This window comes from Curtobacterium sp. ZW137 (assembly GCF_003762905.1).
In the GTDB taxonomy this organism is placed as follows: Bacteria; Actinomycetota; Actinomycetes; order Actinomycetales; family Microbacteriaceae; genus Curtobacterium.
Genome location: NZ_RJKS01000004.1, coordinates 432126 through 454924, shown reverse-complemented (window position 1 = coordinate 454924; position 22799 = coordinate 432126). Strand labels below are relative to the sequence as shown.

Sequence of the window (22799 nt, the reverse complement as noted above, 5' to 3'; positions counted from 1 at the left end):
GCGAAATGAACGACAAGACGATCACCCAGACCCCGATCCCGACCCGGTGGGTCGGACCGCTCCGGGTCAGCGGCAACGCGGTCGAGGGTGAGCACGAAGTCCCGCTCGCCACGTACGAATCGCCGCTCTGGCCGTCCGTCGGCCGCGGTGCCCGCATCTCGCGCATGGTCGAGGGCGGCATCGTCGCGACGGTGGTCGACGAGCGGATGACCCGGTCGGTCGTCGTGCGGGCCTCGAGCGCCGCCGCTGCGCACATGGCCACGGGTCGGATCCTGGCGCGCCAGGCCGAGCTCGAGCAGGTCGTCGTCGGGCAGAGCCGGTTCGCCAAGCTCATCGAGGTGCACCCGGAGATCGTCGGGGACCTGCTGTTCCTGCGCTTCGCGTTCACCACGGGCGACGCGTCGGGCCACAACATGGTGACGCAGGCCGCTGACACGCTGTTGCCGACGATCCTGGCGTGGGAGCCGGAGCTGTCCTACGTGTCGATCTCCGGGAACTTCTGCTCCGACAAGAAGGCCACCGCGGTGAACGGCATCCGTGGCCGCGGGCGGAACACCATCGCCGAGATCGTCCTGCCCGGCATGGTCGTCGAGCGGTTCCTCAAGTCCTCGACCGAGCGCATCGTCGACCTGAACACCGCGAAGAACCTGGTCGGGTCCACGATCGCCGGGGCACTCCGCTCCGCGAACGCGCACTACGCGAACATGCTCCTCGGCTTCTACCTGGCCACCGGGCAGGACGCCGCGAACATCGTCGAGGGCTCGCAGGGCATCACGTTCGCCGAGGCCCGCGGCGACGACCTGTACTTCTCCTGCTCGCTGCCGCACCTCATCGTCGGCACGGTCGGCAACGGCAAGGGCAACGACCTGCCCGTCGTCGAGGACGCCCTGGTGCGTCTCGGCTGCCGTGAGGACCGCGAGCCCGGCGCGAACGCCCGTCGACTGGCGGCACTCTGCGCCGCGACGGTCCTCTGCGGTGAGCTGTCCCTGCTCGCCGCGCAGACGAACCCCGGCGAGCTGATGGCGGCACACGTCGCCATGGAGCGCGGCGGGAAGAAGGGCGACGCAGCATGACCGGCATCGGCATCCACGACATCGCGGTCGCGACCGGGCACCACGTGCTCGAGCTCGACGACCTCGCGGTGCAGCTCGGGGTGGACCCGGCGAAGTACCACGTCGGCATCGGGCAGGACGCCTTCAGCGTGCCCGCTCCTGACGAGGACATCGTCACGATGGGCGCCGCAGCGGCGAAGCAGGTCGTGGACCGGCACGGCGTCGAGGGCATCCGCACGGTGCTCTTCGCGACCGAGTCGGGCATCGACCAGTCCAAGGCCGCCGGCGTCTTCGTGCACGGGCTCCTCGGGCTCCCGCAGAACGTCCGCACGGTCGAGCTGAAGCAGGCCTGCTACGGCGGGACGGCAGCGCTCCAGCTCGCACTCGGCATCGTTGCGCGCGATCCCCGGGAGCGCGTGCTCGTCATCGCCGCCGACGTCGCCCGCTACGACGTCGACACCGCCGCCGAGCCGACGCAGGGCGCCGGCGCGGTCGCGATCCTGGTGAGCGCCGATCCCGACCTCATCGAGATCGAGCCGGTCGCCGGGCTCTTCACCGCCGACGTCGACGACTTCTGGCGGCCGAACGACCGCTCCACCGCGCTCGTCGACGGACGCCTGTCCGTGAGCGCCTACGTGGACGCGTTCCTCGGCGCGTGGGACGACCTCGCGGCGCGGGGCGGTCCCGCGTACGCGGACATCGACCGTTTCGTGCACCACCAGCCCTTCACGAAGATGGCGCTCAAGGCGCACCGGAAGCTCACCCAGCACGTCGGTGCGGAGTTCGACGAGACCGAGCTCGTGACCGGCTTCACCTACAACCGCCAGGTCGGCAACACGTACACGGCGTCGCTCTGGATCGCCCTCGCGGCCCTCCTCGACCTCGACGACGACCTGGCCGGGGCGCGCATCGGGATGTTCAGCTACGGCTCGGGCAGCGTCGGTGAGCTCATCACCGGCGTCGTGCGGGACGACTACCGGAACCACCGTCGGGACGGTGCCGTCCGCGCCGACCTCGACGCGCGCGTCCCGCTGACCGTGGCGGAGTACCGGGCGCTGCACGCGGCCGGTGCGGCGACGAGTGAGGACACCGAGCGCCCGCGCGTCACGGCGGCCCCGTTCCGGTTCGCCGGCGTGCTCGGCGGCGCACGGCACTACGAGCCGACCTCCCCGACGGCGTGACGCGCGGGGCGGTCGTGCCCCGCGCCTCCCGTCCGGTGTGGTCGCGGTCCGCGCGCGGCCGGACGGAGTAGACAGACGCATGGGCCAGCTCATCTACGCCGGGGAGGCACTCGACCTCCACATCGACGACCGTGCCCTGACGCACCTGCAGGTCGTCATCGTGAACATGCTCCGTCGCGACCACCGTTTCCTGTTCTCGTGGAAGGACGACGCGACGCACGGAGACGGCCGGAGCAGCGTCTGGCTGCACCCGAACGCCAGCCTGCACTTCAAGTTCGCCGGCGGCCGGATCCCCTCGATCAACCGGTCGTGGCTCGACCAGCTGTACGCCTCGGCGGCCTCGGGATCGGGGCTCGTCCTGACGCCGGAGCCGCCGGACACCAGCGTCGGCGAGGACTCCCCGTGGTCGCGTGCGGTCGCTCCGGGCGCGAACGCGAACGCCGCCAACGCGAGCGCGAATTCATAGCACGGCGTAGTACCTCGGTCAACCGGTACCGGACGGACGTGCAATTCTTGTACATTGTCCGAAGACCGTTCGGCGTGCTTCCCCACGTCGGCTCAGGGCGCCACGTGGGTTCGAGAGACCCGGATCAGGGGGCTCTCGCACACTCCGTGCGGTCTCAGGACGCCGCCCCGCCCGAGGATTCGGGTTCCACACGGCGGGACGGCGTCCGCTCCTCGTGAGACAGAACGCGCACCGTGCGAGGTTCCGGACACGGTGGGACGCGCGCCGCCTCGCCGGGCTCAGTACACGTCGCGCACGTAGCGCTTCGCGCGGCGCATGTCCGCCAGGTACTCCGCAGCGTCGTCGTCCCCCGCGCCGCGCTGTTCGGCGATCACCGCGAGGAGCGCCGACTCGACGTCCTTCGCCATCCGGGACGCGTCGCCGCACACCGTGAAGGTCGCGCCGGCCTCGAGCCACCGGTAGAGCTCCGCCGACTGCTCGCGCATCCGCGTCTGCACGTAGACCTTCTCCGCCTGGTCGCGCGAGAACGCCAGGTCGAGGCGGGTGAGCACCCCGGACTCCTGCAGCTCGGTCAGCTCGTCGCGGTAGACGAAGTCGGTGTCGCGGTGCTGGTCGCCGAAGAACAACCAGTTGTGCCCGGCGGCCCCGCGGGATGCACGCTCGTGCAGGAACCCGCGGAACGGCGCGATGCCGGTGCCGGGGCCGACCATGATCAGCGGGGCGTCGTCGTCGGCCGGCACGCTGAACGCAGCGTTCGGCTGCAGGTAGATCCCGACCTCGTCACCGACCTCGACGCGGTCCGCCAGGTGCGTCGACGCGACGCCGGAGTGCCGGCGGTTCACGTCGCCGTACCGCACCGACGCGATCGTGAGGTGGATGCGGTCCGGGTGCGCGAGCGGGCTCGAGGAGATCGAGTACTGCCGCGCCTGCAGCGGCCGGAGGAACGGCAGCAGCTCGTCGAGTCCCGGTGCGGTGGACCCGGCGTCGCGGAGCAGGTCGAGGACGTCCCGACCCCACAGCCACCGGTCCAGCTCGTGCTTGTCACCGTGCGCGACGACCGCGGCGAGCTCGCTCGACGGGGCGCGCTGGACCAGGTCCGCGATGAGGTCCTTCGACGGCGTCCGGATCTCGCGGTCGGTGCGCAGCAGCTCGCGCACCGCGACGCCGTCGAACACCTCGTCGCCGGTGGCACCGAGGTGCGTCAGCAGTTCGGCGACGAGCCCGTCGTCGTTCAGGGGCACGACGGCGAGGGCGTCGCCGGCCGCGTACGTGATGCCGCTGTCGCCGAGGTCGAACTCGTAGTGCCGGATCTCCTTCGCGCTGCGCGGGTCGGAGAGCAGCCGGTTCTCCACCAGGCGGGCACGGTACGGGTTGCGCTTGTTCCACTGGGAACCCGGCCGGGAGGCACGGCTCGCGCCCGCCCCGTCGGCTGCGGTCATCGTGTCGCCGGCTCCGCCAGCCTGGGTCCCGCCCGGCTGGGCGCCGGTCTCTGCGGCGATGCGGTCGAGGACGGCTGCGGTCCAGAGCGCAGCGGGGTCCTCGAAGTCGACGTCGCAGTCCACACGCTCGTGCACGCGGGTCGCGCCGAGCTGCTCGAAGCGGGTGTCGATGAGCTTGCCGGCCTGGCAGAACTCGTCGTAGCTCGTGTCGCCGAGCCCGAGGACGGCGTACTGCAGGCCCTCCAGGCGCGGCACGGTGCTCGCCTGGACCGCGTCCCAGAACAGACCGGCGTTGTCGGGCATCTCGCCCTCGCCGTACGTCGAGGTGACGACGAGCACGTGCGACATCCCGGCGAGCTGCTCGGGGGAGACGTCGTCGAGCGCGGTGGTCCGCCCGCCGAGCCCGCGGGCCTTCGCACCGGCGACGAGCTGGTCCGCGAGGAACTCCGCGTTGCCCGTCTGGGTGCCGAACAGCACGTCGATCGTCGTCGTCGGTGCCGGCGCGGCGGACTTCTTGCCCGCGGCGGCGATGCCCGCGATGAACCCGGCGAGCCAGGACTCCTGCGCGGCGGAGAACGGGGCGTCGACCGGGATCAGCGAACCGGTCGGGGGCAGGAGGCTCACGCGGTCACCGCCTCGACGGGCGCCTGCGGTGCACGGCCGGCGATGTCCTCGAGCGCCGCGGTCGCGAGCAGCTCGTCGAAGCGGGCCGCGCGGACGCGACCGTCGTTCTTGGCGTTCTGGTGCATGATCCAGCCGGTCGTTCCGGGTGCGTCCATGCTGCGGTTGTTCCGCTGCGTGAGCGCACGCTTGTAGTCGTCGAGGCGCTTGATCGCGATGAGGGTCGCGAGCTCGTCGTCGGTGAACCGCTCGAGGGTGCCGCGGAGGTACTTCACCACGCGCTGCTTCACGAAGAAGTCCTCGGTGAGCACGAGGTTCTTCACGGCCTCGGCCACGCGGGGGTCGTTCGGGCTCGTCGCACCGGGGACCCGCTCGAGGGCGAGGTCCTGGGCGACACCGAGCACCGTGTACGAGGACAGGAGCGAGAACATGTCGTCGCCCTGGTCGCCGAGCGCCGGGGCGCGGCCGTCGAGCACCGTGCGGCGGTCGCGGTAGTCGACCTTGAACGCGCGGAGCTTGTCGGTCGCGGTCGAGGTGGCCAGCTCGTCGAGGAGCTCGTTGCGGGTCGCTGCGGCGAGGATCGCCTCGGCGTCCTGGGTGAGCAGGAGCGCGCGGGGCATCCCGACGAAGACGTGCGTCCGGGTCGTGTCCCAGTCCGCGAGCAGGCGGCCCGCGAGCTCGGAGCCGGTGGCCTCGACGTGCCACTCGAGGAGCAGCCGTGCGGCGTCCTCGTGGAAGGCGCCCCGCGTCGTGTCGGTGACCGGGAAGACGAGGAGCGAGTCGGTGCTGGCACGCTCCGCGACCTGGCCGGACGGGTCGTACTGGTAGAGGAACCCGCCGGACATGCCGTTGCCGAGGCCCTTGCCGAAGCCGCCGAGGTTGAACACCGCGCCGCCCGTCATGTACTCGCAGCCGAAGTCGCCGACACCCTCGACGACCGCGGTCGCACCCGAGTTCCGGACGGCGAAGCGGTCGCCCGCCTCGCCTTCGACGAACGTGCGGCCACCGGTCGCGCCGAACAGCGCGAAGTTGCCGATCAGGACGTTGCCGCCGCGGACGGCGCTGCCGCCACCGGGCGCGCGGACCACGATGCGACCGCCGCTCTGGCTCTTGCCGACACCGTCGTTCGCGGTGCCGGTGTGCTCGAGCAGGACACCGTCGTTGTTGAAGACGCCGTAGGACTGGCCGGCCGAACCGCTGGTGCGGATCGTCACCGCGCCGTCGACCAGACGGCGGCGACCGCGGTCGTCGGTCGTGACCGCGGGCACGTCGTCGAACGACGCGTCGCGGAGCTCGTGGTTGAGGATGCGCTCGACGTCGATGCCGAACTGGCCGCCGACGGACTTGTCCGCGTTGCCGAGGTGCACGCCGTCGATGGTGAGGGTGTGCTCGTGGCGCGTCAAGAGCGCGGCGCGGACCTGCTCGATGAGGGCGTCGTCGGTCCGGAAGTCCTTCTCGAGGTACTCCGGGTCGGTGACGATCTTCTCCGGCACCCGCGCGAGCAGGTTCCGGACGTCGAGCCGCCCGACGCTCGCCGGGTGGTCGAGGAGCTGCAGGAGGTCCGTGCGCCCGCGGGCCTCGCGCAGGGAGCGCAGGCCGAGGCGGGCGAGGATCTGCCGGACGTCGTGCGCGATGTTCAGCAGGTACTGCGCGAGCGCGCGGGGGTCGCCCTCGAACGCCTCGGCGTTCGTGGTGAGGCCCGCCGGGCACTTCACGTTGCAGTTCTTCGCCATCACGCAGCCGAGCATCATCAGCGCGGTCGTGCCGAACTCGAACGAGTCGCCGCCGAGCAGCGCGCTCGTGACGACGTCCGAGCCGGTCTGGTGCGCGCCGGAGCAGCGGAGCGTGACCTTCTGGCGGAGGCCGTTCGCGACGAGGGCCTGGTGCACCTCGGCCACGCCGATCTCCGCGGACCGGCCCGCGTACTTCAGGCTCGTGACCGCCGCGGCACCGGTGCCGCCGGTGTTCCCGGCGACGTTGATGACGTCGGCGCCGGCCTTCGCGACACCCACGGCGATGGTGCCGATGCCCTCGGAGGACACCAGCTTCACGATCACCCGGACGCGGGCGGCCTTGCAGTCGTGGATGAGCTGCGCGAGGTCCTCGATCGAGTACGTGTCGTGGTGCGGCGGCGGGGAGATGAGCTCGACGCCTGGCGTGCCACCACGGGCCGCGGCGATGTCCACCGTGACCTTCGGCGCGGGCAGCTGGCCGCCCTCGCCGGGCTTCGCGCCCTGGCCGATCTTGATCTCGAGTTCCTCGAGCATCGGGTCCGCGAGGTAGCCCGCCCAGATGCCGAACCGGCCCGAGGCGAACTGCTTGATGCGGGAGCCGCGGATCGTGCCGTAGCGGGAGTGGTGCTCGCCGCCCTCGCCGCTGTTCGACATGCCGCCGACCATGTTCGTGCCGTGCGCCACCGCCTCGTGCGCGGTGGCGACGAGCGCGCCGTGGCTCATCGCGCCCGATGCCAGCGTGCGGGTGATCTCGTGGGCGGGCTGGACCTCGTCGAGTCCGATGCTCTCCGGGGCGCTCTCGAGCAGGGCGAGCAGGTCCGCGGCGAAGCCGGTGGCGCGGAGCGTCACCTGGTCGGCGTCGACGGCGTCGACGTCCACCTGGCCGGGGAAGAGCAGGCCGAGCCCGTGTGCGAGGGCCGTGTGGCGCTCGGTGCCGAGCGACCCCGTCGACGTGAGCTGCAGACGGAACCGCTCCGGGCCTCCCGGCTGCTCGTCGTCAGCAGACGGACGCGAGCCGAGCAGCCCGCGCACCGTGACGCTGCTGTTGCCCGTCAGGGAGAACCGGCCGAGCTCGCGGGCGAAGTCCTCCGCCGTGTCGATGCCCGTGACGTCCGCCGGCAGCGCGAGCACGTCACGGAGCGCGGACGGGCGGCGGGACCGCTCGTCGTGCGTGGTCTGCAGGAACGTCCGGTAGCCGGGCGTGATGCGGAAGTCGTCGATCTCGGACTCGCTGAGGCGGTCGTAGCCGGTGTTCCGGTACGCCGCGTCCGTGATGCCGAAGGCGTCGTCGAGCTGGCCGAGCGTCAGGAGCCGGAGCGCCTCGGAGTCGCCGGAGCGCTCGAAGGTCGGCCGTTCCTCGGTCATGCCGCCGAAGCCGCGGACGCTCGCGACACCGAACGAGTGCCCGGCACCGTCCGAGCGCTCCTTGAACAGGCCGAGGAGCGGCACCTGTGCGTCGCCCTGCACCGACCGGGCGCGCTCGTGCCAATCCGTCGCCGCCTGCGCGATGCGGGCGAAGCCGACACCGCCGACCGGGGCGTCCATGTGCGGGAACACCGTCGCGAACAGGTCGTCACGGGTGTCGAGGTAGTTCGGCTCGAAGAACTCGCCGCCGATGTAGCTCTCCGCGGTGCAGAGACCGACGCGGCCCATGGTCTTGGCGAGGGCCTTCTCCGCCGCCTTCCGGAACTTCGCGAGCGCCTGGTCGGTCGCGGTGTACTCACCGGCCGGAGCCGCAGCAGCGGGGTACTTCTCCTCGGCACGGAGCCGCGCGGAGAGGCTGTAGACCGCCGCGGCGCCGAAGCCGAGCGCCGTCGCGACGTGGTGCGACGAGGGCAGCTGCCCGCTCTCGGCGACCACGGAGACCCGCAGTCGCAGGCCGGTCTCGATGAGGCGCTGGTTCACGGCGGCCACGGCGAGGATCACCGGCAGGGCCGCGTGCGTCGACGAGACGGCACGGTCGGAGAGCACGGCGATGCCACCGGTCTCCTTCGCGAACCGCTCCACCGCGCTGCTCAGGGCGTCGACGGCGGACCGCATCGCGTCCGCGTTCGCCTGCTCGTCGCCGAGCACCGGCACGTAGAGCATGTCGAAGCGCTCCAGCGGCACGATGTCCTGGTCGCGCAGGCGGACCATGTCGAGGTGCCCGAGGATCGGGGACTGCACGACGAGCTGCCGGGTCGCGGTGCCCGTGCCGTCCGGCTTGGCACCGAGTGCGACCCGCATGCTCATGCCGTCGGCCTCGCGGATGGAGTCGAGCGGCGGGTTCGTGACCTGGGCGAAGCGCTGCGAGAAGTACTTCGCCATGCCGCCCTCGGTGTCGCTGAGCGCGTTGATGGCGTTGCCGTAGCCCATCGCCGAGATCCGCTCCGACCCGTTCTGGAGCATCGGGTCGAGCATGAACCGGAAGCTCTCCTGGTTCAGCGAGTACGCCACGTAGCGGCCCTGCAGCGACAGGTCGCCGTCGTAGCCGAGGGTCGACGTGGTGCGGTCGTACGCGGGCGCGGGGAGGTCGTCGAGGTTCACCCGGGCAGCCTCGAGCAGCGTGCCGTAGTCCCGGCGGGCGGCGAGCATCTCCAGGACCTCGCCGGTGCGCATCAGCGAGCCGGTGCGGTGGTCGACGACGAGCATGCCGCCGGCCTCGATGCGGCCGCGGTGCGTGACCTCGGCGTCCGGGAAGGTGACCTGGCCGGCCTCGGACGACACCATCAGGTACTCGTCGGTCTGCACGGAGCGCAGCGGACGCAGGCCGAGCCGGTCCAGGCGCGCGCCGACGACGTCGCCGTCGCTGAAGATCACGGCCGCCGGTCCGTCGTTCTTCTCCTCGTACAGGGAGAAGTACTCGAGCATCGCGCGGACGTCGTCGGTCAGGGTGTGGTCGTTCTCCCACGCCGGCGGCATCAGCGACACCACGGCCTCGACGATCTCCAGACCGTCGTCGAACACGCGGCTCTGCAGGGTCTGGTCGAGGCGGCTGGAGTCGGACTGCCCGGGAGGACGCACGATGCTGCGCGTGCGGGCCTGCGCGAGGGCCTCGTCCGACAGCCGGTTCTTCCGGTCGGTGTTCAGCTCGCCGTTGTGCGCCATCAGGCGGAACGGCTGCGCCATCGTCGGGTGCGGCTCGGTGTTCGTCGAGAAGCGGGTGTGGAAGTAGAGCGTCCGCACCGAGTGCCGCGGGTCGCGGAGGTCCGTGAAGTAGCCGATGACCTCGCCGGAGTTCAGGCGGCCCTTGAGGATCTGGGTGCGGGCGCTGAGGGACAGCGGGTACAGGGCGGCGTGCTCGGCGTGCTGCTCGGCTGCCTGGCCGTAGGAGACCGACTCGACGGCGAGCAGGGCGCGGTTCGCGGCGGCGTCGACGTCCTGCCGGGTCCAGTCCTCCGGCGCGCGGAAGACCCACTGCACGATGGGGAGCTGGTACTGCTCGGCCTCGGGACGCGCGACGGTGTGGTCGACGGGGACGTCGCGGACCAGGAGGAGCTCGAAGCCCTCGTGCTCGATGGCCTCGGTGACGGTGCGAACGGCGTCCGCGCGCTCGGCGGGGGTGCTCGGCACGAAGCAGTTGGCGACGCCGAAGTGGCCGGCGCGCAGCTCCTCGCCGGTGATCGCGCTGAAGAACTCCACCGACAGGTCGATGCTCACACCCGCGCCGTCGCCGACACCCTCGGCCGACTTGCCGCCGCGGTGCGGGATCGCACAGAGCGCTTCGTCGCCCTTGCGGATGACCTCGTGGCTCGGCGTCCCGTCGAGACGGGTGATGAAGCCGACGCCGCAGTCGGAGGATTCGCGGGCAGGGTCGTAGAGACCGAAGGGGGAGGGGTTCACGAGCGGGTCCAGTGGAGCGAGTGCCGGCAGCGGACGACGGAGGCTGCAACGGTGGAGCGCTCGCCGCGGGCAGACCGGTGGTGGCAGTCGGGCCCTGTGGGGTTGTGGTGCGGTGAGGCGATGCTACGGCGCGGTATACCGCGCGCGCAACATCCCGCCCGGACGGTGCGGTGGTGCGGTTCGGCGCCGAACAACGGAAACCGATCCGCACCGCGGTCGTTCGCGGTTCGGATCGGTTTCCGTCGTGCTGCGCTACTCGGCGCCCTCGTCCTCTTCGGGGTTGAAGTGCGAGTCCTCGTCGGTGATGCCGGCGGCGACTCCGTCCGGGTCGTTCGGGATCGTGCCGTCCTTGCCGAGGCCGTCCGCCTTCTCGGTACCGTCCGGGTCCGGTGTGCTCGTGTCGGTCATGTGCTGCTCCTTCGCAGGGGGTCTCGGGATCCTCACGGTACGCGGGCGTCCTCAACGTCCCGCGGCGTCCTCAGCGCGACGCGGGGTCCGCGACCGGGAGCACCTCGGTGACGGCCTCGCTGCTCGCCTCGGCGGCGGGGGTGGTGCCCGCGCGGATGATCTCCGGGCGACGCCGGGCCCGGAACACCCACGCCTTGAACAGCACGAAACGGACCAGGGTGGCGACCAGGTTCGCCGCGGTGAGCACGGCGATCTCCGCCCCGTGGGACGACCCAGGGTCCGCGGCGTGCAGCACCACGAGCGACCCGGAGGTGATCGCCCACGCGATCCCGAACACGACGAGGCCCTGCACGTGGTGCCGCCCCGCGCCGGCCCGCCCGCGCACCCCGAACGTGAAGCGGCGGTTCAGCGCGGTGTTCCCGATCGCCGTGAGCAGCAGCGCGAGGAAGTCCGCCGTCTGCGCACCGATCGTCGGACGGAACAGTGCGTAGAGCAGGGCGAACGCGACCGTCGATGCGACACCGATCGCACCGAAGCGCAGCACCTGCCCGACGATCCCGACGTGGGGCGGCGTGAACGGCCGACGCCCGATCGCGTCGTAGACGTCGCTGACGGGGACGCGTCCGGTCGCGAGGCCCCGGGAGACCCGCCACATGCCCTTCAGGTCCTCCGTCGCGGTCGCCCGGATCTGCACGGACGAGTTGACGTCGTCCACCCAGTCCACGGGGACCTCGTGGACACGGAGGCCGGCGTGCTCGGCAAGGACGAGCAGCTCGGTGTCGAAGAACCACGCGTCGTCCTCGCAGAGCGGCAGCACGTGCTCGGCCGCCTCGCGCGTGATCGCCTTGAAGCCGCACTGCGCGTCGGAGAACGAGACACCCATCGTGGTCCGGAGCAGCAGGTTGTACGAGCGGGAGATGAACTCGCGCCTCCCGCCGCGCACCACCCGCGCCGAGTCCGCCAGGCGGGTGCCGATCGCCAGGTCCGAGTGTCCGGACAGCAGCGGGGCCACGAGGGGCTCGAGCGCGGCGAGGTCCGTGGACAGGTCCTCGTCGACGTAGACGAGCACGTGCGCCTCGGACGCGCCCCAGACGGCCTTGAGCGCCCGACCCCGACCCTTCTCGAGGAGGTGCACCGCGTCGACGCCGTCGAGCATCGCGGCGAGGTCGTCGGCGATCCGCGCGGTGTCGTCCGTCGAGGCGTTGTCGGCGATCGTGATGCGCCAGGTGTGGTGCAGCGACGTCCGGCAGAACGTGTGCAGGCGTCGGACGTGCGCTGCCAGCGTGTCCTGCTCGTTGTAGCAGGGGACGACGATGTCGATGTCGAGGGTCTGGTTCGTCTCCGTCATACCGCTGATGCTCGGCAGCGGGCCTGCGGGGACCGATGCAGCGTCCTGTGCCGCCGGTAAGAACCCCGCCAGCGCGGGGTGGTGTGTCACATGCCGCGCTGCTACGCTCGGCATTGCTCGTTGCGTTGAGCTTCGAGAAGTGGACCCGAGACCCATCCGGACGGTTGGGCGCTCGGGTCTTGCGCTTTCTCACCTCGGATCAGACCGACGGTCGGCGTTCAGATGTCCCACGACACCGTCGCCGCCACGGACCGCCTCGGGCCCAAGCCCAGGCGAGGGCATCCGGGATCGCGAGCAGTGGCTCGTCCGTCGCCGATGCGTGCCGGTGCTCGATCGGTTGGCGGGTCCGATGAGACGCTTCGACGACACGTCGTCGATCCCGCGCGACCAGTGTCTCGTCGCGCTCGAAGCAGAGCAATGATGCCGGAGCAGCGGCGAGGTCCGTCACGAGCGCGTCGATGCACTGCGCGCGACGTTCGACTTCGCTCCGACCGTCCTTCGGTGCGCGGTAGATCAGCGTGTCGAGGGGGAGCGTCCCGACCCGGTCGAGGATGAGGCGTCGGCGACTCTCGCTCTCCTTGGTCATGTGCAGACGGTTCTGGCCGGGGAGCACGAGCCCGCGGATGGTCTTCCGAGCGATCCCGATGGACGTGGGGTGGATCGCGGTGGTCGCCAGCAGGTAGTCACTCGCTTTCGACTCGTCGATGAGGATGAGCCGCCGGGGCCCGTGATGCTCGTCCAGGCCGCACCTCCGAAGTCGCTTCCCACACTACATATCAGTTCGTCCGAGGGTGTGGATCGCGGGAAGAGGTCGGCAAAAGCGACAGCGCATCGGGGTGCGACCCGGGCAACGACACCGTGAACGCCGTCCGTCCCGGCTCGGATGCCACGCGCACCGCGCCGCCGTGCGACTCGACGACCGCGCGGACGATCGCGAGCCCGAGGCCGCTCGTCCCGTGCTCCCGGGACCGCGACGCCTCGCCCCGGGTGAACCGGTCGAAGAGGGTCGGCAGCGCGTCCGCGGGGATGGGTGGCCCGTCGTTCGTCACCACGAACCGGACCTCGTCGGCCACCCGCTGCAGGGACACCACGACGGCGGTGCCGGCGGGTGTGTGCGTCCGGGCGTTCGCGAGCAGGTTCGTCACCACGCGGCGCAGCTGCACCTCGTCCCCAGTGAGGACGATCGGCTCATCGTCGATCTGCAGCGTCCACCGGTGCTCGGGTGCCGTGGCGCGGGCGTCCATCGTCGCCTCGACCACGACGGACGTCAGGTCCACCGGGTCCGATGCGGGGACGGGGGCTGCGGCCGTGTCCAACCGGGCGAGCAGCAGGAGCTCGTCGACGAGGGACCCCATCCGGACGGCCTCGCGCTGGATCCGGTCGACGTTCTGGTGCAGGGCGTCGACGTCGTCGGAGGCGGAGGACAGCTCGGCGTACGCCCGGACGGTGGCGATCGGCGTCCGGAGCTCGTGCGAGGCATCGGCGATGAACGTCCGCATCCCGGCCTCCGCGTCGCGACGGACGGTGAGCGCACGTGCCACGTGCCCGAGCAGCCGGTTGAGCGCGGATCCGACGGCCCCGACCTCGCGGTTCCGGGTGAGGTCGGCGGACGCGACCCGGACGGGGATGTCGGTGTCGCCGCGCTCGAGGTCGAGCGACGTCACGCTCGACGCCACCGCGGCGACGTGTTCCAGCGGCCGCAGGGACCGGCGGACGAGCATCGCGCCGGCCCAGACCGCGACCAGCAGCCCGACGAGCGTCACACTGCCGATCACGGCCACCAGCCGGACGATGGAGGCGCGGAGGTCGCCGAGTGGCAGCGCCGTGACGTAGACGTCACCGTCCGAGCCGATCGCCTGCGCACGGTAGCTGCCGAGCGAGCCGAGCGTGACCGTCACGGGCACCCCGTCGCTGTCCACCGCCGCCAGCGTCGCCTTCTGCGCCGCGGTCAGGCCGTGCTGCTCGCCCGTCGCGTCGGTGTACCCGGCGAGGACCGATGAGCCGTCCCGGTAGATCGCGACGACGGTCCCGGCGGCCTGCCCCGGTGCCCCGATGAACGCGTTCGAGGGATCAGGCCGGTCCGCAGCAGAACCAGACGAACCAGACGAACCCGAGGGAGCGCCCGGCGGCGTCCCGTCACCCGGCCCGAGCGTCCGGTTCGCCGCGGTCGAGAGCTCCGCGTCGAGCCGGTCGACCAGGTACCCCCGGTACGCCACGACGGTGACGACCCCGACCACGACGTTGGTCAGGACGAGCAGCAGCGCCACCGCCCCGACGATCCGCCACCGGAGCGATGGCACCCGACGAGCGCGCGGCACCCGACGAGCGCTCGGCACCCGCCGCGCCCCAGATCCGTTCACGCGACCGGCCGCAGCACGTACCCGGCACCGCGCACGGTCTGCACGAGCGGCGACCGCCCGGCGTCGACCTTCCGCCGCAGGTACGACACGTACATGTCGACGAGGTTCGACGACGACCCGAAGTCCATCCCCCACACGTTCGTCAGGATGTTCTCCCGCGACAGCACCCGGTTCGCGTTCCGCGCCAGGTAGCGCAGCAGCTCGAACTCCGTGGGGGTCAGCTCGATGGCGTCCCCGGCACGGGTCACGGTGCGCGCGTCCTCGTCGAGCACGAGGTCGCCGACGGCGATCCCCGCGGCGGCGGTCGATGCGACCCTGGCGGAGGTCCGCGCCAGGATCCGCGCCCGCACCAGCAGCTCGGCGACGCCGAAGGGCTTCGTGAGGTAGTCGTCGCCGCCACGGGTGAGTCCGGCGACCCGGTCCTCGGAGGAGTCCCGTGCGGTGAGGAACAGCACCCGGACGTCGTCGCGGGCATCGCGGAGCCGGTCGAGCACCTCGAACCCGTCGATGTCCGGCAGCATCACGTCGAGCACGATCACGTCGGGCTGGAACTCCCGGGCCGCGAACAGGACGTCCCGTCCCCGGTGCACGGCACGCACGGCCCAGCCGTCCGCCTCGAACGCGAGGCGGACGGCATCGGCCAGGGCGTGCTCGTCATCGACGACGAGGGCACGGACGGGTGTCCCGTCGGTGCGCTGCAGCGGTCGGTCGGCCATCGGGGCCGAGCCTACTCACCGCTCGACAGGTCGTAGACGGTCTGCCCGCCGACGGTCGTCGCGCTGTAGTTCGCCGCGACCCACGCCGAGATGGCCGAGGCCGTTGACGATCCGCTGGCCATCCCGCCGCCCGTCCCGGAGGAGATGTAGTAGCTGATGTCACCAGCGGCAACGTCTGCCTCGAACTCGGCGAGGGTCGGCGTCGGGTCACTCGACCAGCCACCGATCGCCATCACGGCGGTGTCGGTGTCGAGTTCCAGCTGCGCGGCGGACTGCGATCCGTCCACCGCTGCGGCCCACTTCGTGTCCGTCGCCTCGAGCAGCTTCGCGAGCGCTGACGACGTCGAGGCGCTCTCGCCACCGCCACCGGTCGCGTCACCACCGGCCGGGAGGCCCGTCCCCGACTCCGCATCGGACGTCCCGTCCGGCATTGCCGGCGGTCCGGCGCTGTCGGAACCGGTGCTGTCGGAGCCGGTGCTGTCGGAACCGTCGGTGTCGGAACCGGGGGCGGTCCCGCCGGGTCCACCCGAGCCTCCCGGCATGCCGCCACCCAGCCCGGAACCGGACGACCCCGACGGACCGACGCTCGGGATGGAGCCGGTGTGCGCGACGGTGGTCGTGGCGACCGCGTAGGCGGTGGTGCCGGTGAGCCCGAAGAGCGTGCCGGCGAGGACGCCCACCGCGACGAGCTTCCGGAGCGACGGGACGCTGCCGACGATGACGGCGATCGCGGAGAGCAGGCCGCCGGCGAGCATCACCCAGCGGAGCCACGGCAGCCACGTCGGGTTCTCGTTGAGCAGGCACCAGCCCCAGAACGCCGTGACGCCGATCATCGCGGCGAGGCCCATCCGGCCCCGCATCCGATCCCGGGCGTGCCAGAGCAGGGCGCCACCGGTCCCGACGAGTCCCGCGATCGCCGGGGTGAGCGCGACCGTGTAGTACGGGTGGATCGTGCCAGACATGTAGGAGAACACGAGCCCGGTGACGATGAGCCAGCCGCCCCAGAGGACGAGGCCCGCGCGCACCGGGTCGGAGAGCTTCCGACGCCCGACGACGACCAGGCCGAGCACGAGCGCGACGAGTGCCGCGGGCAGCAGCCACGAGATCTCGAGGCCCATCTCCGAGGAGAACAACCGGTCCAGGCCGGTCGACCCGCCGAACGACGACCCGGCAGTGCCGCCGGTCGCGCCGCCGCCGTTGCCCGAGCCGCCGAAGATCCGGCCGAGGCCGTTGTACCCGAAGACGAGATCGAGGACGGTGTTGTTCGTCGAGCCGCCGATGTAGGGCCGGGCGTCCGCGGGCCAGAGCGCCACGGCGAGGACCCACCAGCCGGCACCGACGACGAGCGACCCCGCCGCGATCAGGAGGCCGACGATGCGCTTCGGCCAGGTCGTGCGCGCCGCGATGAGGTACACGATGCCGAACGCCGGCAGGACCAGCAGTCCCTGCAGCATCTTCGTCAGGAACGCGAAGCCGAGGGCGACACCGGCGAGGGCGATCCACTTCCAGCTGCCCCTCGGGAGCGCCCGCACCGTGCAGTACGCGCCCGCGGTCATCAGCAGCACGAGGAGTGCGTCCGGGTTGTCGAACCGGAACATCAGTGCAGCAGCCGGGGTCGCCGCGACGACGAACCCGGCGAGCAGGGCACCGACGTTCGCGGTGGTCGAGCCGAGCCGGACGAGCGTGCGCCGCACCGTGCCCCAGACCAGCGCGACCGAACCCACGGCCATCAGCGCCTGGGGGAGCAGGAGGCTGAAGCTCGAGAAGCCGAACAGCCGGACGGAGATGACCATCACCCACAGCGATGCCGGCGGCTTGTCGACCGTGATGAAGTTCGACGAGTCGAGGGAGCCGAAGAAGAAGGCCTCCCACGACTTCGTGCCGGCCTGGACGGCGGCGGCGTAGAAGCTGTTGGCGTACCCGGACTCGCTGAGGTTCCAGAGGTACACGACGGCGGTGACGACGAGGAGCAGCCAGAACGCCGGCCGGAGCCAGCGGGCGTCCTCGCGTTCGCCGAGGAAGAGCCGCGCGGCGGCTCGGCGACGGGTCGGCGCACCCGAGTGCGCACGGTCGCCTCGATCGGTCACGGGAATCGGGTACGTGGTCATGTCCGTGAGCATCCGGGGTGTTCCCCGAACGCCGCCATGTGCTCCCTGTGGCGCGTCTAAGGACTGCGGCGCGCGGAGCGGCGGGCGGGCGGCGGCGCGCGGTACGCGGTCGGCGGTGCAGCGGCGGGCGGTCGGCGGTCGGCGGTCGGCGGTCGGCGGTCGATTCGCGCGTAGGGGGTCCTTTCGCGCGTAGGGGGTCGTTTGTTCCGACCCCCTACGCGCGATTCGACTCTCCAGTGCACTCGCGATGGGAAGGAACGGGCGCCGCGGGGCTCGTCAGGCGTAGCGGCGGGCGGCGTGCAGCGCTGCCCCCGTGTACGAGCCGCCGAACAGCAGCACGTGCAGGAGCAGCGGGGCCAGCTGGTGCAGCTCGACGCGCTCCTGCCACCCGGACGCCAGCCGGGACTCGGCGTCGTACGCCGCCAGCACCGTCTCGAGGCGCGGGAGCCCGAACAGCGCGAGCAGCGCCAGGTCCGTCTCCGCGTGCCCGCCGTGCGGTGTCGCGTCGATGAGCACCGCGCCCGTCGGCTCCGAGGCGTCGGTCGGCCACAGCACGTTGCCCGCCCACAGGTCGCCGTGCAGCCGCGCCGGTCCGTCGCCGACGAGTGCGGGCTGCGCGGAGCCGAGCGTGCCGTCCTCGACCCGGTCGGCGACGCGGTCGAACACGGCGGCCTCGGCCGTGTCGAACCCGCCGGCGTCCACGATGCGGCGGACGAAGTCGCGGATCCGGTACTCGGCGAAGAACGCGCCCCAGGTGGCGGGGGCGTCTGCCGCGCTGACGAAGGGGGTGCGCGAGCGGCCCATCCGGAGCGGTCCGACCGCGGGGAACCCGGGCGGCGGCGCTCCCCAGTGCGACGCTCCCGCCGCGTGTGTGTGCGCGAGCGACCGACCGAAGCGCTCCGCCTGGGGCTTCGTCGGCGAGCCGTCGGAGATCAGCTCGAGGTCGAGCACGGTGGGGCGGGGGCGTCCGAGGACCCGTGCGATCCGGGTCCCGCCGTGCTCCTCGGCTTCGGCGAGCCACTCCAGGCCGGCGGCTTCGGCCGCGGCCTCGTTCGGGTCGGTGAAGGTCTTCACGTGCGTCTCGGCCATCACCCCATCCTGCCGACGCACCCTCCGCGCCGCGTCAGACCGCGTCCGTGCCTCTGCCGGACAGTGCACGGAGATGGCGTTCGACGCGAGCCGCGAACTCAGGACAGCCGGCGTCCCGGAGTGCGCGAGCGAGTCCTCCCGAGGCGCGGTTCGGACGGGTCGCCCAGTAGCGGCCCTGCATCTGGACGACGTCGCGGACCATCCACGGCGCAGAGTCGTCGATCAGGACGAAGAACTCGTCGCAGCGGTGGACCGTGTACAGCGCGTGGTCGTTGTTCCCCAGACCCCGGTCCTCGGTGAGCAGGATGTCGGCTCCGCCCGCCACAGCAGCTGCGTGCACGTGACGGTCATCGGGATCGGGACCCGTGTACGACAAGGTCGCGTCGAATTCGTCGATGAGCTCGTCCATCGACGCCAGGATCGCTGCTCGGAGACGGGTGACCGCGCCACCCGATCGCTCGGGACGGAGCCGACGCAGCGTGTACACGACCTCGGCGAGGACGTCCTCGGATGTGTGGAGTTGGAACATGCCGTCCGTACGGAGTCGAAGGAGGCATGTCCAATCGCGGAGCGTCCGGCTGCACAGGACGTTCGCGTCGACGAACACCCGCTGATGCATCACATTTCAAGCGTAGTGGCGGGCGACGGGATCAGTCGAACGCTTCGCCTGCTTCGAGGAGTTCGCGTGCTGCGAGCGACCGCGCTTCTCGGCGGACCCGGCGGAGTTCGAGGACGTCGTCGCGGCGGAGACGGTGGTGGGTGCCGACGGTGTGCGCCGCGATCTCTCCGCGATCGATCAACTTCATCAGGGTCGGACGGGAGATGCCGATCACGTCCGCGGCCACGGTCGTCGTCATGTCGTCGGGCAGGGCGTGCATCGAGATCCCTGCGCCGGAGCTCATCCTCTGGAGCAGGTCGGTGACGAACTCTGCGAGGCGAGGAGGGAGGGTGATGGCAGTGCCGTCGTCGAGTTCCACTGCGACTGCCGTGACCGTCCGATCACCGGCGGTACGGACGACTTCTCGGGCTTCCGCGCGAGCGACTTCGTCCACGGGGACCGTGTGGCTCGCCTTCGCTGCAGTGCGCATCGGATGTCCCTCTCCTCGGAAGTCGACGTGGCCCACACGCTACGGGGTTGCACTTGTAAGTGCAACCCTCCGCGCCGCGTCAGACCGCGTCGACGAGGGCCCTCGTGAGCGGGTTCCACGGGCGGGACGACGGGCCGCTGAGCACCAGCGTGCGCTCGAGCCGGGGGAGCGTCGGCACCATCACGAGGTCCGGCGGCAGCATCACGCGGCCGAGTGTCGGCACGATCGAGACGCCCTCGCCCCGCTGGATCATGCCGAACATCGTGCTCATCTCCCGGACCCGGTGCGCGTACCGGAAGGGCTGCCCGGCGAGCTCGTGCATCCGCTCGATCTGGTACTCGCACCCGCCACCGCCCGCGACGAGGCCGTCCTCGTGCAGGTCGTCGAGCGTCAGCGCAGTGGCCTCGGCGAGCGGGTGGTCGCGGCGGACGACGGCGGCCATCTCGTCCCGCGCGACGACCACCGACCCGTCCGGCATCGTCGCGGGGTCGACCAGCACGGCGGCGTCCACGGTGCCGGCCTCCAGCCACTCCGGCATCTCGTCGTCGTCGCCCTCGTAGACCTGCACGTCGACGTCGGGCAGCGTCACCGCCCAGAGCTCGCGGAGCCGCGGCAGCAGGCCCTGGCAGACGGTGGGGACGGCGGCGAGGCGCACGGTGCCGCGCGCCGTGCCGGGCCGCACCACGGCCTCCAGGCTGTCGACGGAGGCGAGCACGCTGCGGGCATGCGGCAACAGGCGTTCCCCGAGGGGAGTCGGTGCGGCGACTCCGCCACGGCGGAGGACGGCACCGCCGACCTCGCGTTCCAGCCCGGCGACGGCGTGCGAGACGGCGGACTGGCCGACCCCGAGTGCCGATGCGGCGAGCGTGAACGACCCGCGGTCGACGGTGGTGACCAGGGCGCGGAGCTGCGCGATCGTGACGGGCATGTGATCTCCTCATGAGCGCATGAGGCAGATGCGTTTGCCTCATGCGGTTCGCTGCCTCGACACTAGCGGCATGAACGGCATCCTGTTCGTGCTCGTCGCACTCACCTGGGGATCGAGCTTCCTCTTCATGAAGATCGGCCTCGAGGGGCTCTCCCCGCAGCAGGTCGCGCTCGGCCGGGTGCTCCTCGGCGCCCTCACGCTCGTCGCGATCCTGCTCGTGACGCGTCGCCGGTGGCCGCGGTCGATCCGGCTGTGGGGGCACCTGCTCGTCGTCGCGGTGTTCCTCAACGCCGTGCCGTCGTCGCTCGTGGCGTGGGCCGAGCAGACCGTGCCGAGCGGCCTCGCGAGCATCTACAACGCGACCACGCCGATCATGGTGCTGCTCGCGCTGCCCCTGCTGCTGCCGGCAGAGCGCCTGCGCGGACGGCAGCTCGCCGGCGTCCTCATCGGGATCCTCGGCGTGCTCGTCCTGGTCGGGCCGTGGAGCCTCGTCGGCGACCCCGCGGTCCTCGCCACCGTGCCCGGGCAGGTCGCGCTGATCGGGATGACCGCCTGCTACGGGTTCGGCCTGGCCTACATGCGTCGGTTCGTCGCCGGCAGCGGGTACGACGCGATCACGCTGACGACCGTCCAGCTCACGCTGGGTGCTGGGCTGATGCTGCTGGTCGCGCCGTTCACCGCGACCGGCGCCGTGCACCTGGACTGGAGGATCGTGGCCGCGATGGTCGCGCTCGGGTGCCTCGGAACGGGGCTGGCATACGCGTGGAACACCGGGCTCGTGCAGGCCTGGGGCGCGGCGCGGGCGTCCACCGTGACGTACCTGACGCCCGTGGTGGGCGTGGTGCTCGGCGTGCTGGTGCTCGGCGAGCGGGTGCGGTGGAACGAGCCGGTCGGCGGCGTGGTGATCCTGCTCGGGATCGCGCTGGCGTCGGGGATGCTCCGGCGGCGGGCGCGCGGCGTTGCCGATGGGGCTGGCACGGGTCCGGCCGTGACCCCGGCCGCAGCCGCCGCGGCGCCGGTCAGCCGATCCGCTCGACCGTGACGTGCCAGCCGAGGTCGGTCGCCCGCCGTTCGAGCTCGGAGGCGTTCGACCGGCACCGCGAGCCGCCGTCCGCCGGGTAGTACCGGCGGATCGCCGCCTCGGGTACGAACCGACCGCCGAGCGGGTCACCGCCGCGCCGGACCTGCCACCAGCGCTCGGTGGCCTGTTCGAGCGCGGATCCGAGCGGCACCTCGACATCGACGATCCGCAGGCGGTCGTACCCGGCCTCGTCGAGGTCGGACAGCAGGTCGTCGAGGTAGTCCACGCTCGACAGCGTCCCGTGCACGACGACGTTCTCGCCGTCGCGCAGTGACCGACGGCGGAGCGTGTCGGCGACCGCCGTCGACTCGGCGTGCACGTACCCGGCGAGCTCGCGTCGCTGCACCGGACGGCCGTCCGCGAGGACCCGGCTCGTCCACGCGTCGAGCAGCCCGTCCGCGGCGGCGCGCTCGAGCAGGGGGTCCTTGAAGTCGTCGGCGTCGATGTGCCGGTAGTCGTCGAGCTCCGGCATCCGAGCCAGGGCGGTCGTCTTGCCGGCACCGGGCGGACCCGCGGTGACGACCACGGCCAGGGTGCCGTCGTCGGGCGGGGCCGGCGTCCGCGCGGTGTGTTCGGCGAGCAGTTCCTCGTGCAGGCGCAGCCGTTCGGCCGTGTACAGGAAGCCGTCCGGGGCGTAGCGGAGCCGGCTGCTGGCGGCGGGGTCGTCGGTCCACGGATCGTCGAGGCACGCCTCCTGGAGGAAGGCGGCGAGCTCCGCGGCCGTGCGGTCACGGAGGTCGCGGTCGCGTGCCGCGCGGTCGTCCTGGTCGGTGGTCACCGTCGGTGCGCCCGGCCGAGGCGGCCCGCGATCGCCTTGCGGACGGTCTCGTACTCGCCCTCGCTGATGAGGCCGTCCTGGAAGGCCGCGGCGAGTTCCTTCGCGGTGCCGGTCTGGGCAGCGGCGCTGTCGTACCCGGCGTCACGCGCCGGTGTCCGGTGGGTCATCGCCATCGTCGAGAGCTCGCGGACCATGGTGTCCGAGTCGATGAGGCCGGCCTGGCGCTGCGAGATGACCTCGCGCGGTGAGGGGTGCGACGCGGTGAGACCCCGTCGGGTCAGGCGTCGGGACACCTCGGGCTGCGAGATGCCGGCGAGCCGGGCGATCTCACGCTGGGGGATGCCGAGGTCGGCGAGCTCGAAGATGCCGCGGCGGAGCTCCATCTCGGCGAGGTGCTGCTGCTCGCGGCTGTGCAGGACGCTGAGCACCGCCGCCCGGACATCGGCGGCGTTCCCGTCCATCCGTGACGTCAGGGCGTCCACGAGGGACTCCACGTCGTGTCGTGTCCGGCGCTCGGCTCCGCGTCGGGGATCGATGCTCGTCATGCTGACTCCGTTCCCGCTGATACGGATCGTATCGCC

Annotated in this window: 18 protein-coding genes; 4 read left to right on the top strand and 14 right to left on the bottom strand. The window is 71.8% G+C overall.

The features are described from left to right. Positions 1–5 precede the first annotated feature (5 nt). From EDF55_RS15465 to EDF55_RS15455, 3 genes are all read left to right on the top strand, one after another. Entirely contained in the window at positions 6–1073 is a 1068-nt protein-coding gene (locus EDF55_RS15465) for a hydroxymethylglutaryl-CoA reductase (RefSeq protein ID WP_123655839.1), read from the top strand. Continuing rightward, entirely contained in the window at positions 1070–2233 is a 1164-nt protein-coding gene (locus tag EDF55_RS15460) for a hydroxymethylglutaryl-CoA synthase (RefSeq protein ID WP_123655838.1), read from the top strand. Before EDF55_RS15465 ends, EDF55_RS15460 begins: the two co-directional genes overlap by 4 nt. Positions 2234–2312: 79 nt before the next feature. After that, entirely contained in the window at positions 2313–2699 is a 387-nt protein-coding gene (locus tag EDF55_RS15455; protein WP_123655837.1) for an ATP-dependent DNA ligase, read from the top strand. A gap of 278 nt (positions 2700–2977) precedes the next feature. On the opposite strand, the gene EDF55_RS15450 is transcribed toward EDF55_RS15455, so the two are convergent. The 12 genes from EDF55_RS15450 to EDF55_RS15400 all read right to left on the bottom strand — a co-directional run bounded on the left by EDF55_RS15450 (position 2978) and on the right by EDF55_RS15400 (position 20359). Further along, on the bottom strand, positions 2978–4762 hold the full coding sequence (locus EDF55_RS15450; RefSeq protein WP_123655836.1) for a sulfite reductase subunit alpha: 1785 nt from the start codon (positions 4760–4762) through the stop codon (positions 2978–2980). Continuing rightward, positions 4759–10314: a glutamate synthase-related protein gene (locus tag EDF55_RS15445; RefSeq protein WP_123655835.1), complete on the bottom strand. Its 5556-nt coding sequence runs from the start codon at positions 10312–10314 to the stop codon at positions 4759–4761. The genes EDF55_RS15450 and EDF55_RS15445 overlap by 4 nt, the downstream gene beginning before the upstream one ends. A gap of 252 nt (positions 10315–10566) precedes the next feature. Beyond that, the gene (locus EDF55_RS18910; RefSeq protein ID WP_165931413.1) at positions 10567–10722 is read right to left on the bottom strand and encodes a hypothetical protein; all 156 of its coding nucleotides are present in this window, start codon (positions 10720–10722) and stop codon (positions 10567–10569) included. A 70-nt stretch (positions 10723–10792) separates the two neighbouring features. Then, positions 10793–12070, bottom strand: a complete 1278-nt coding sequence (locus tag EDF55_RS15440; RefSeq protein ID WP_123655834.1) for a bifunctional glycosyltransferase family 2/GtrA family protein — start codon at positions 12068–12070, stop codon at positions 10793–10795. 199 nt (positions 12071–12269) lie between these two features. Continuing rightward, positions 12270–12656 carry a hypothetical protein gene (locus tag EDF55_RS15435; RefSeq protein ID WP_123655833.1) on the bottom strand — a complete coding sequence of 129 codons (387 nt, stop codon included), beginning with the start codon at positions 12654–12656 and terminating at the stop codon, positions 12270–12272. Positions 12657–12846: 190 nt separating this feature from the next. After that, positions 12847–14370, bottom strand: a complete 1524-nt coding sequence (locus EDF55_RS15430; protein WP_123655832.1) for a cell wall metabolism sensor histidine kinase WalK — start codon at positions 14368–14370, stop codon at positions 12847–12849. A gap of 56 nt (positions 14371–14426) precedes the next feature. Next, positions 14427–15146: a response regulator transcription factor gene (locus tag EDF55_RS15425; protein ID WP_123655831.1), complete on the bottom strand. Its 720-nt coding sequence runs from the start codon at positions 15144–15146 to the stop codon at positions 14427–14429. A gap of 11 nt (positions 15147–15157) precedes the next feature. Beyond that, a complete protein-coding gene (locus EDF55_RS15420; protein ID WP_260236077.1) occupies positions 15158–17233 on the bottom strand; it encodes a glycosyltransferase family 39 protein in 2076 nt (691 codons plus the stop codon). A 297-nt stretch (positions 17234–17530) separates the two neighbouring features. Beyond that, complete coding sequence (locus EDF55_RS15415; RefSeq protein WP_123655829.1) at positions 17531–18343, bottom strand: fructosamine kinase family protein; 813 nt, start codon at positions 18341–18343, stop codon at positions 17531–17533. A gap of 34 nt (positions 18344–18377) precedes the next feature. Beyond that, entirely contained in the window at positions 18378–18962 is a 585-nt protein-coding gene (locus EDF55_RS15410) for a PIN domain-containing protein (RefSeq protein ID WP_123655828.1), read from the bottom strand. A 31-nt stretch (positions 18963–18993) separates the two neighbouring features. Beyond that, positions 18994–19431, bottom strand: a complete 438-nt coding sequence (locus EDF55_RS19120; RefSeq protein ID WP_123655827.1) for an excisionase family DNA-binding protein — start codon at positions 19429–19431, stop codon at positions 18994–18996. A 79-nt stretch (positions 19432–19510) separates the two neighbouring features. Beyond that, positions 19511–20359 carry a LysR family transcriptional regulator gene (locus tag EDF55_RS15400; protein WP_123655826.1) on the bottom strand — a complete coding sequence of 283 codons (849 nt, stop codon included), beginning with the start codon at positions 20357–20359 and terminating at the stop codon, positions 19511–19513. A gap of 70 nt (positions 20360–20429) precedes the next feature. Between EDF55_RS15400 and EDF55_RS15395 the strand changes: the two genes are divergently transcribed. Continuing rightward, positions 20430–21401, top strand: coding sequence for a DMT family transporter (locus tag EDF55_RS15395; protein WP_123655825.1), 972 nt, complete (start codon positions 20430–20432; stop codon positions 21399–21401). Here the strand turns inward: EDF55_RS15395 and EDF55_RS15390 are convergent. Together EDF55_RS15390 and EDF55_RS15385 are read right to left on the bottom strand one after the other, a co-directional pair. After that, positions 21379–22218: a zeta toxin family protein gene (locus EDF55_RS15390; RefSeq protein ID WP_123655824.1), complete on the bottom strand. Its 840-nt coding sequence runs from the start codon at positions 22216–22218 to the stop codon at positions 21379–21381. The two genes, EDF55_RS15395 and EDF55_RS15390, sit on opposite strands and share 23 nt — an antisense overlap. Next, positions 22215–22763 (bottom strand): hypothetical protein, encoded by a 549-nt coding sequence (locus EDF55_RS15385; protein ID WP_123655823.1) that lies wholly within the window; start codon positions 22761–22763, stop codon positions 22215–22217. The genes EDF55_RS15390 and EDF55_RS15385 overlap by 4 nt, the downstream gene beginning before the upstream one ends. Between the last annotated feature and the right edge of the window lie 36 nt (positions 22764–22799).

Coding starts and splice junctions, on each gene's coding strand:
- EDF55_RS15440 (WP_123655834.1), bottom strand. CDS start 12,070: ATGACGGAGACGAACCAGACCCTCGACATCGACATCGTCGTCCCCTGC.
- EDF55_RS15425 (WP_123655831.1), bottom strand. CDS start 15,146: ATGGCCGACCGACCGCTGCAGCGCACCGACGGGACACCCGTCCGTGCC.
- EDF55_RS15400 (WP_123655826.1), bottom strand. CDS start 20,359: ATGCCCGTCACGATCGCGCAGCTCCGCGCCCTGGTCACCACCGTCGAC.
- EDF55_RS15415 (WP_123655829.1), bottom strand. CDS start 18,343: ATGGCCGAGACGCACGTGAAGACCTTCACCGACCCGAACGAGGCCGCG.
- EDF55_RS18910 (WP_165931413.1), bottom strand. CDS start 10,722: ATGACCGACACGAGCACACCGGACCCGGACGGTACCGAGAAGGCGGAC.
- EDF55_RS15385 (WP_123655823.1), bottom strand. CDS start 22,763: ATGACGAGCATCGATCCCCGACGCGGAGCCGAGCGCCGGACACGACAC.
- EDF55_RS15460 (WP_123655838.1), top strand. CDS start 1,070: ATGACCGGCATCGGCATCCACGACATCGCGGTCGCGACCGGGCACCAC.
- EDF55_RS15395 (WP_123655825.1), top strand. CDS start 20,430: ATGAACGGCATCCTGTTCGTGCTCGTCGCACTCACCTGGGGATCGAGC.
- EDF55_RS15410 (WP_123655828.1), bottom strand. CDS start 18,962: ATGCATCAGCGGGTGTTCGTCGACGCGAACGTCCTGTGCAGCCGGACG.
- EDF55_RS15455 (WP_123655837.1), top strand. CDS start 2,313: ATGGGCCAGCTCATCTACGCCGGGGAGGCACTCGACCTCCACATCGAC.
- EDF55_RS19120 (WP_123655827.1), bottom strand. CDS start 19,431: ATGCGCACTGCAGCGAAGGCGAGCCACACGGTCCCCGTGGACGAAGTC.
- EDF55_RS15465 (WP_123655839.1), top strand. CDS start 6: ATGAACGACAAGACGATCACCCAGACCCCGATCCCGACCCGGTGGGTC.
- EDF55_RS15435 (WP_123655833.1), bottom strand. CDS start 12,656: ATGACCAAGGAGAGCGAGAGTCGCCGACGCCTCATCCTCGACCGGGTC.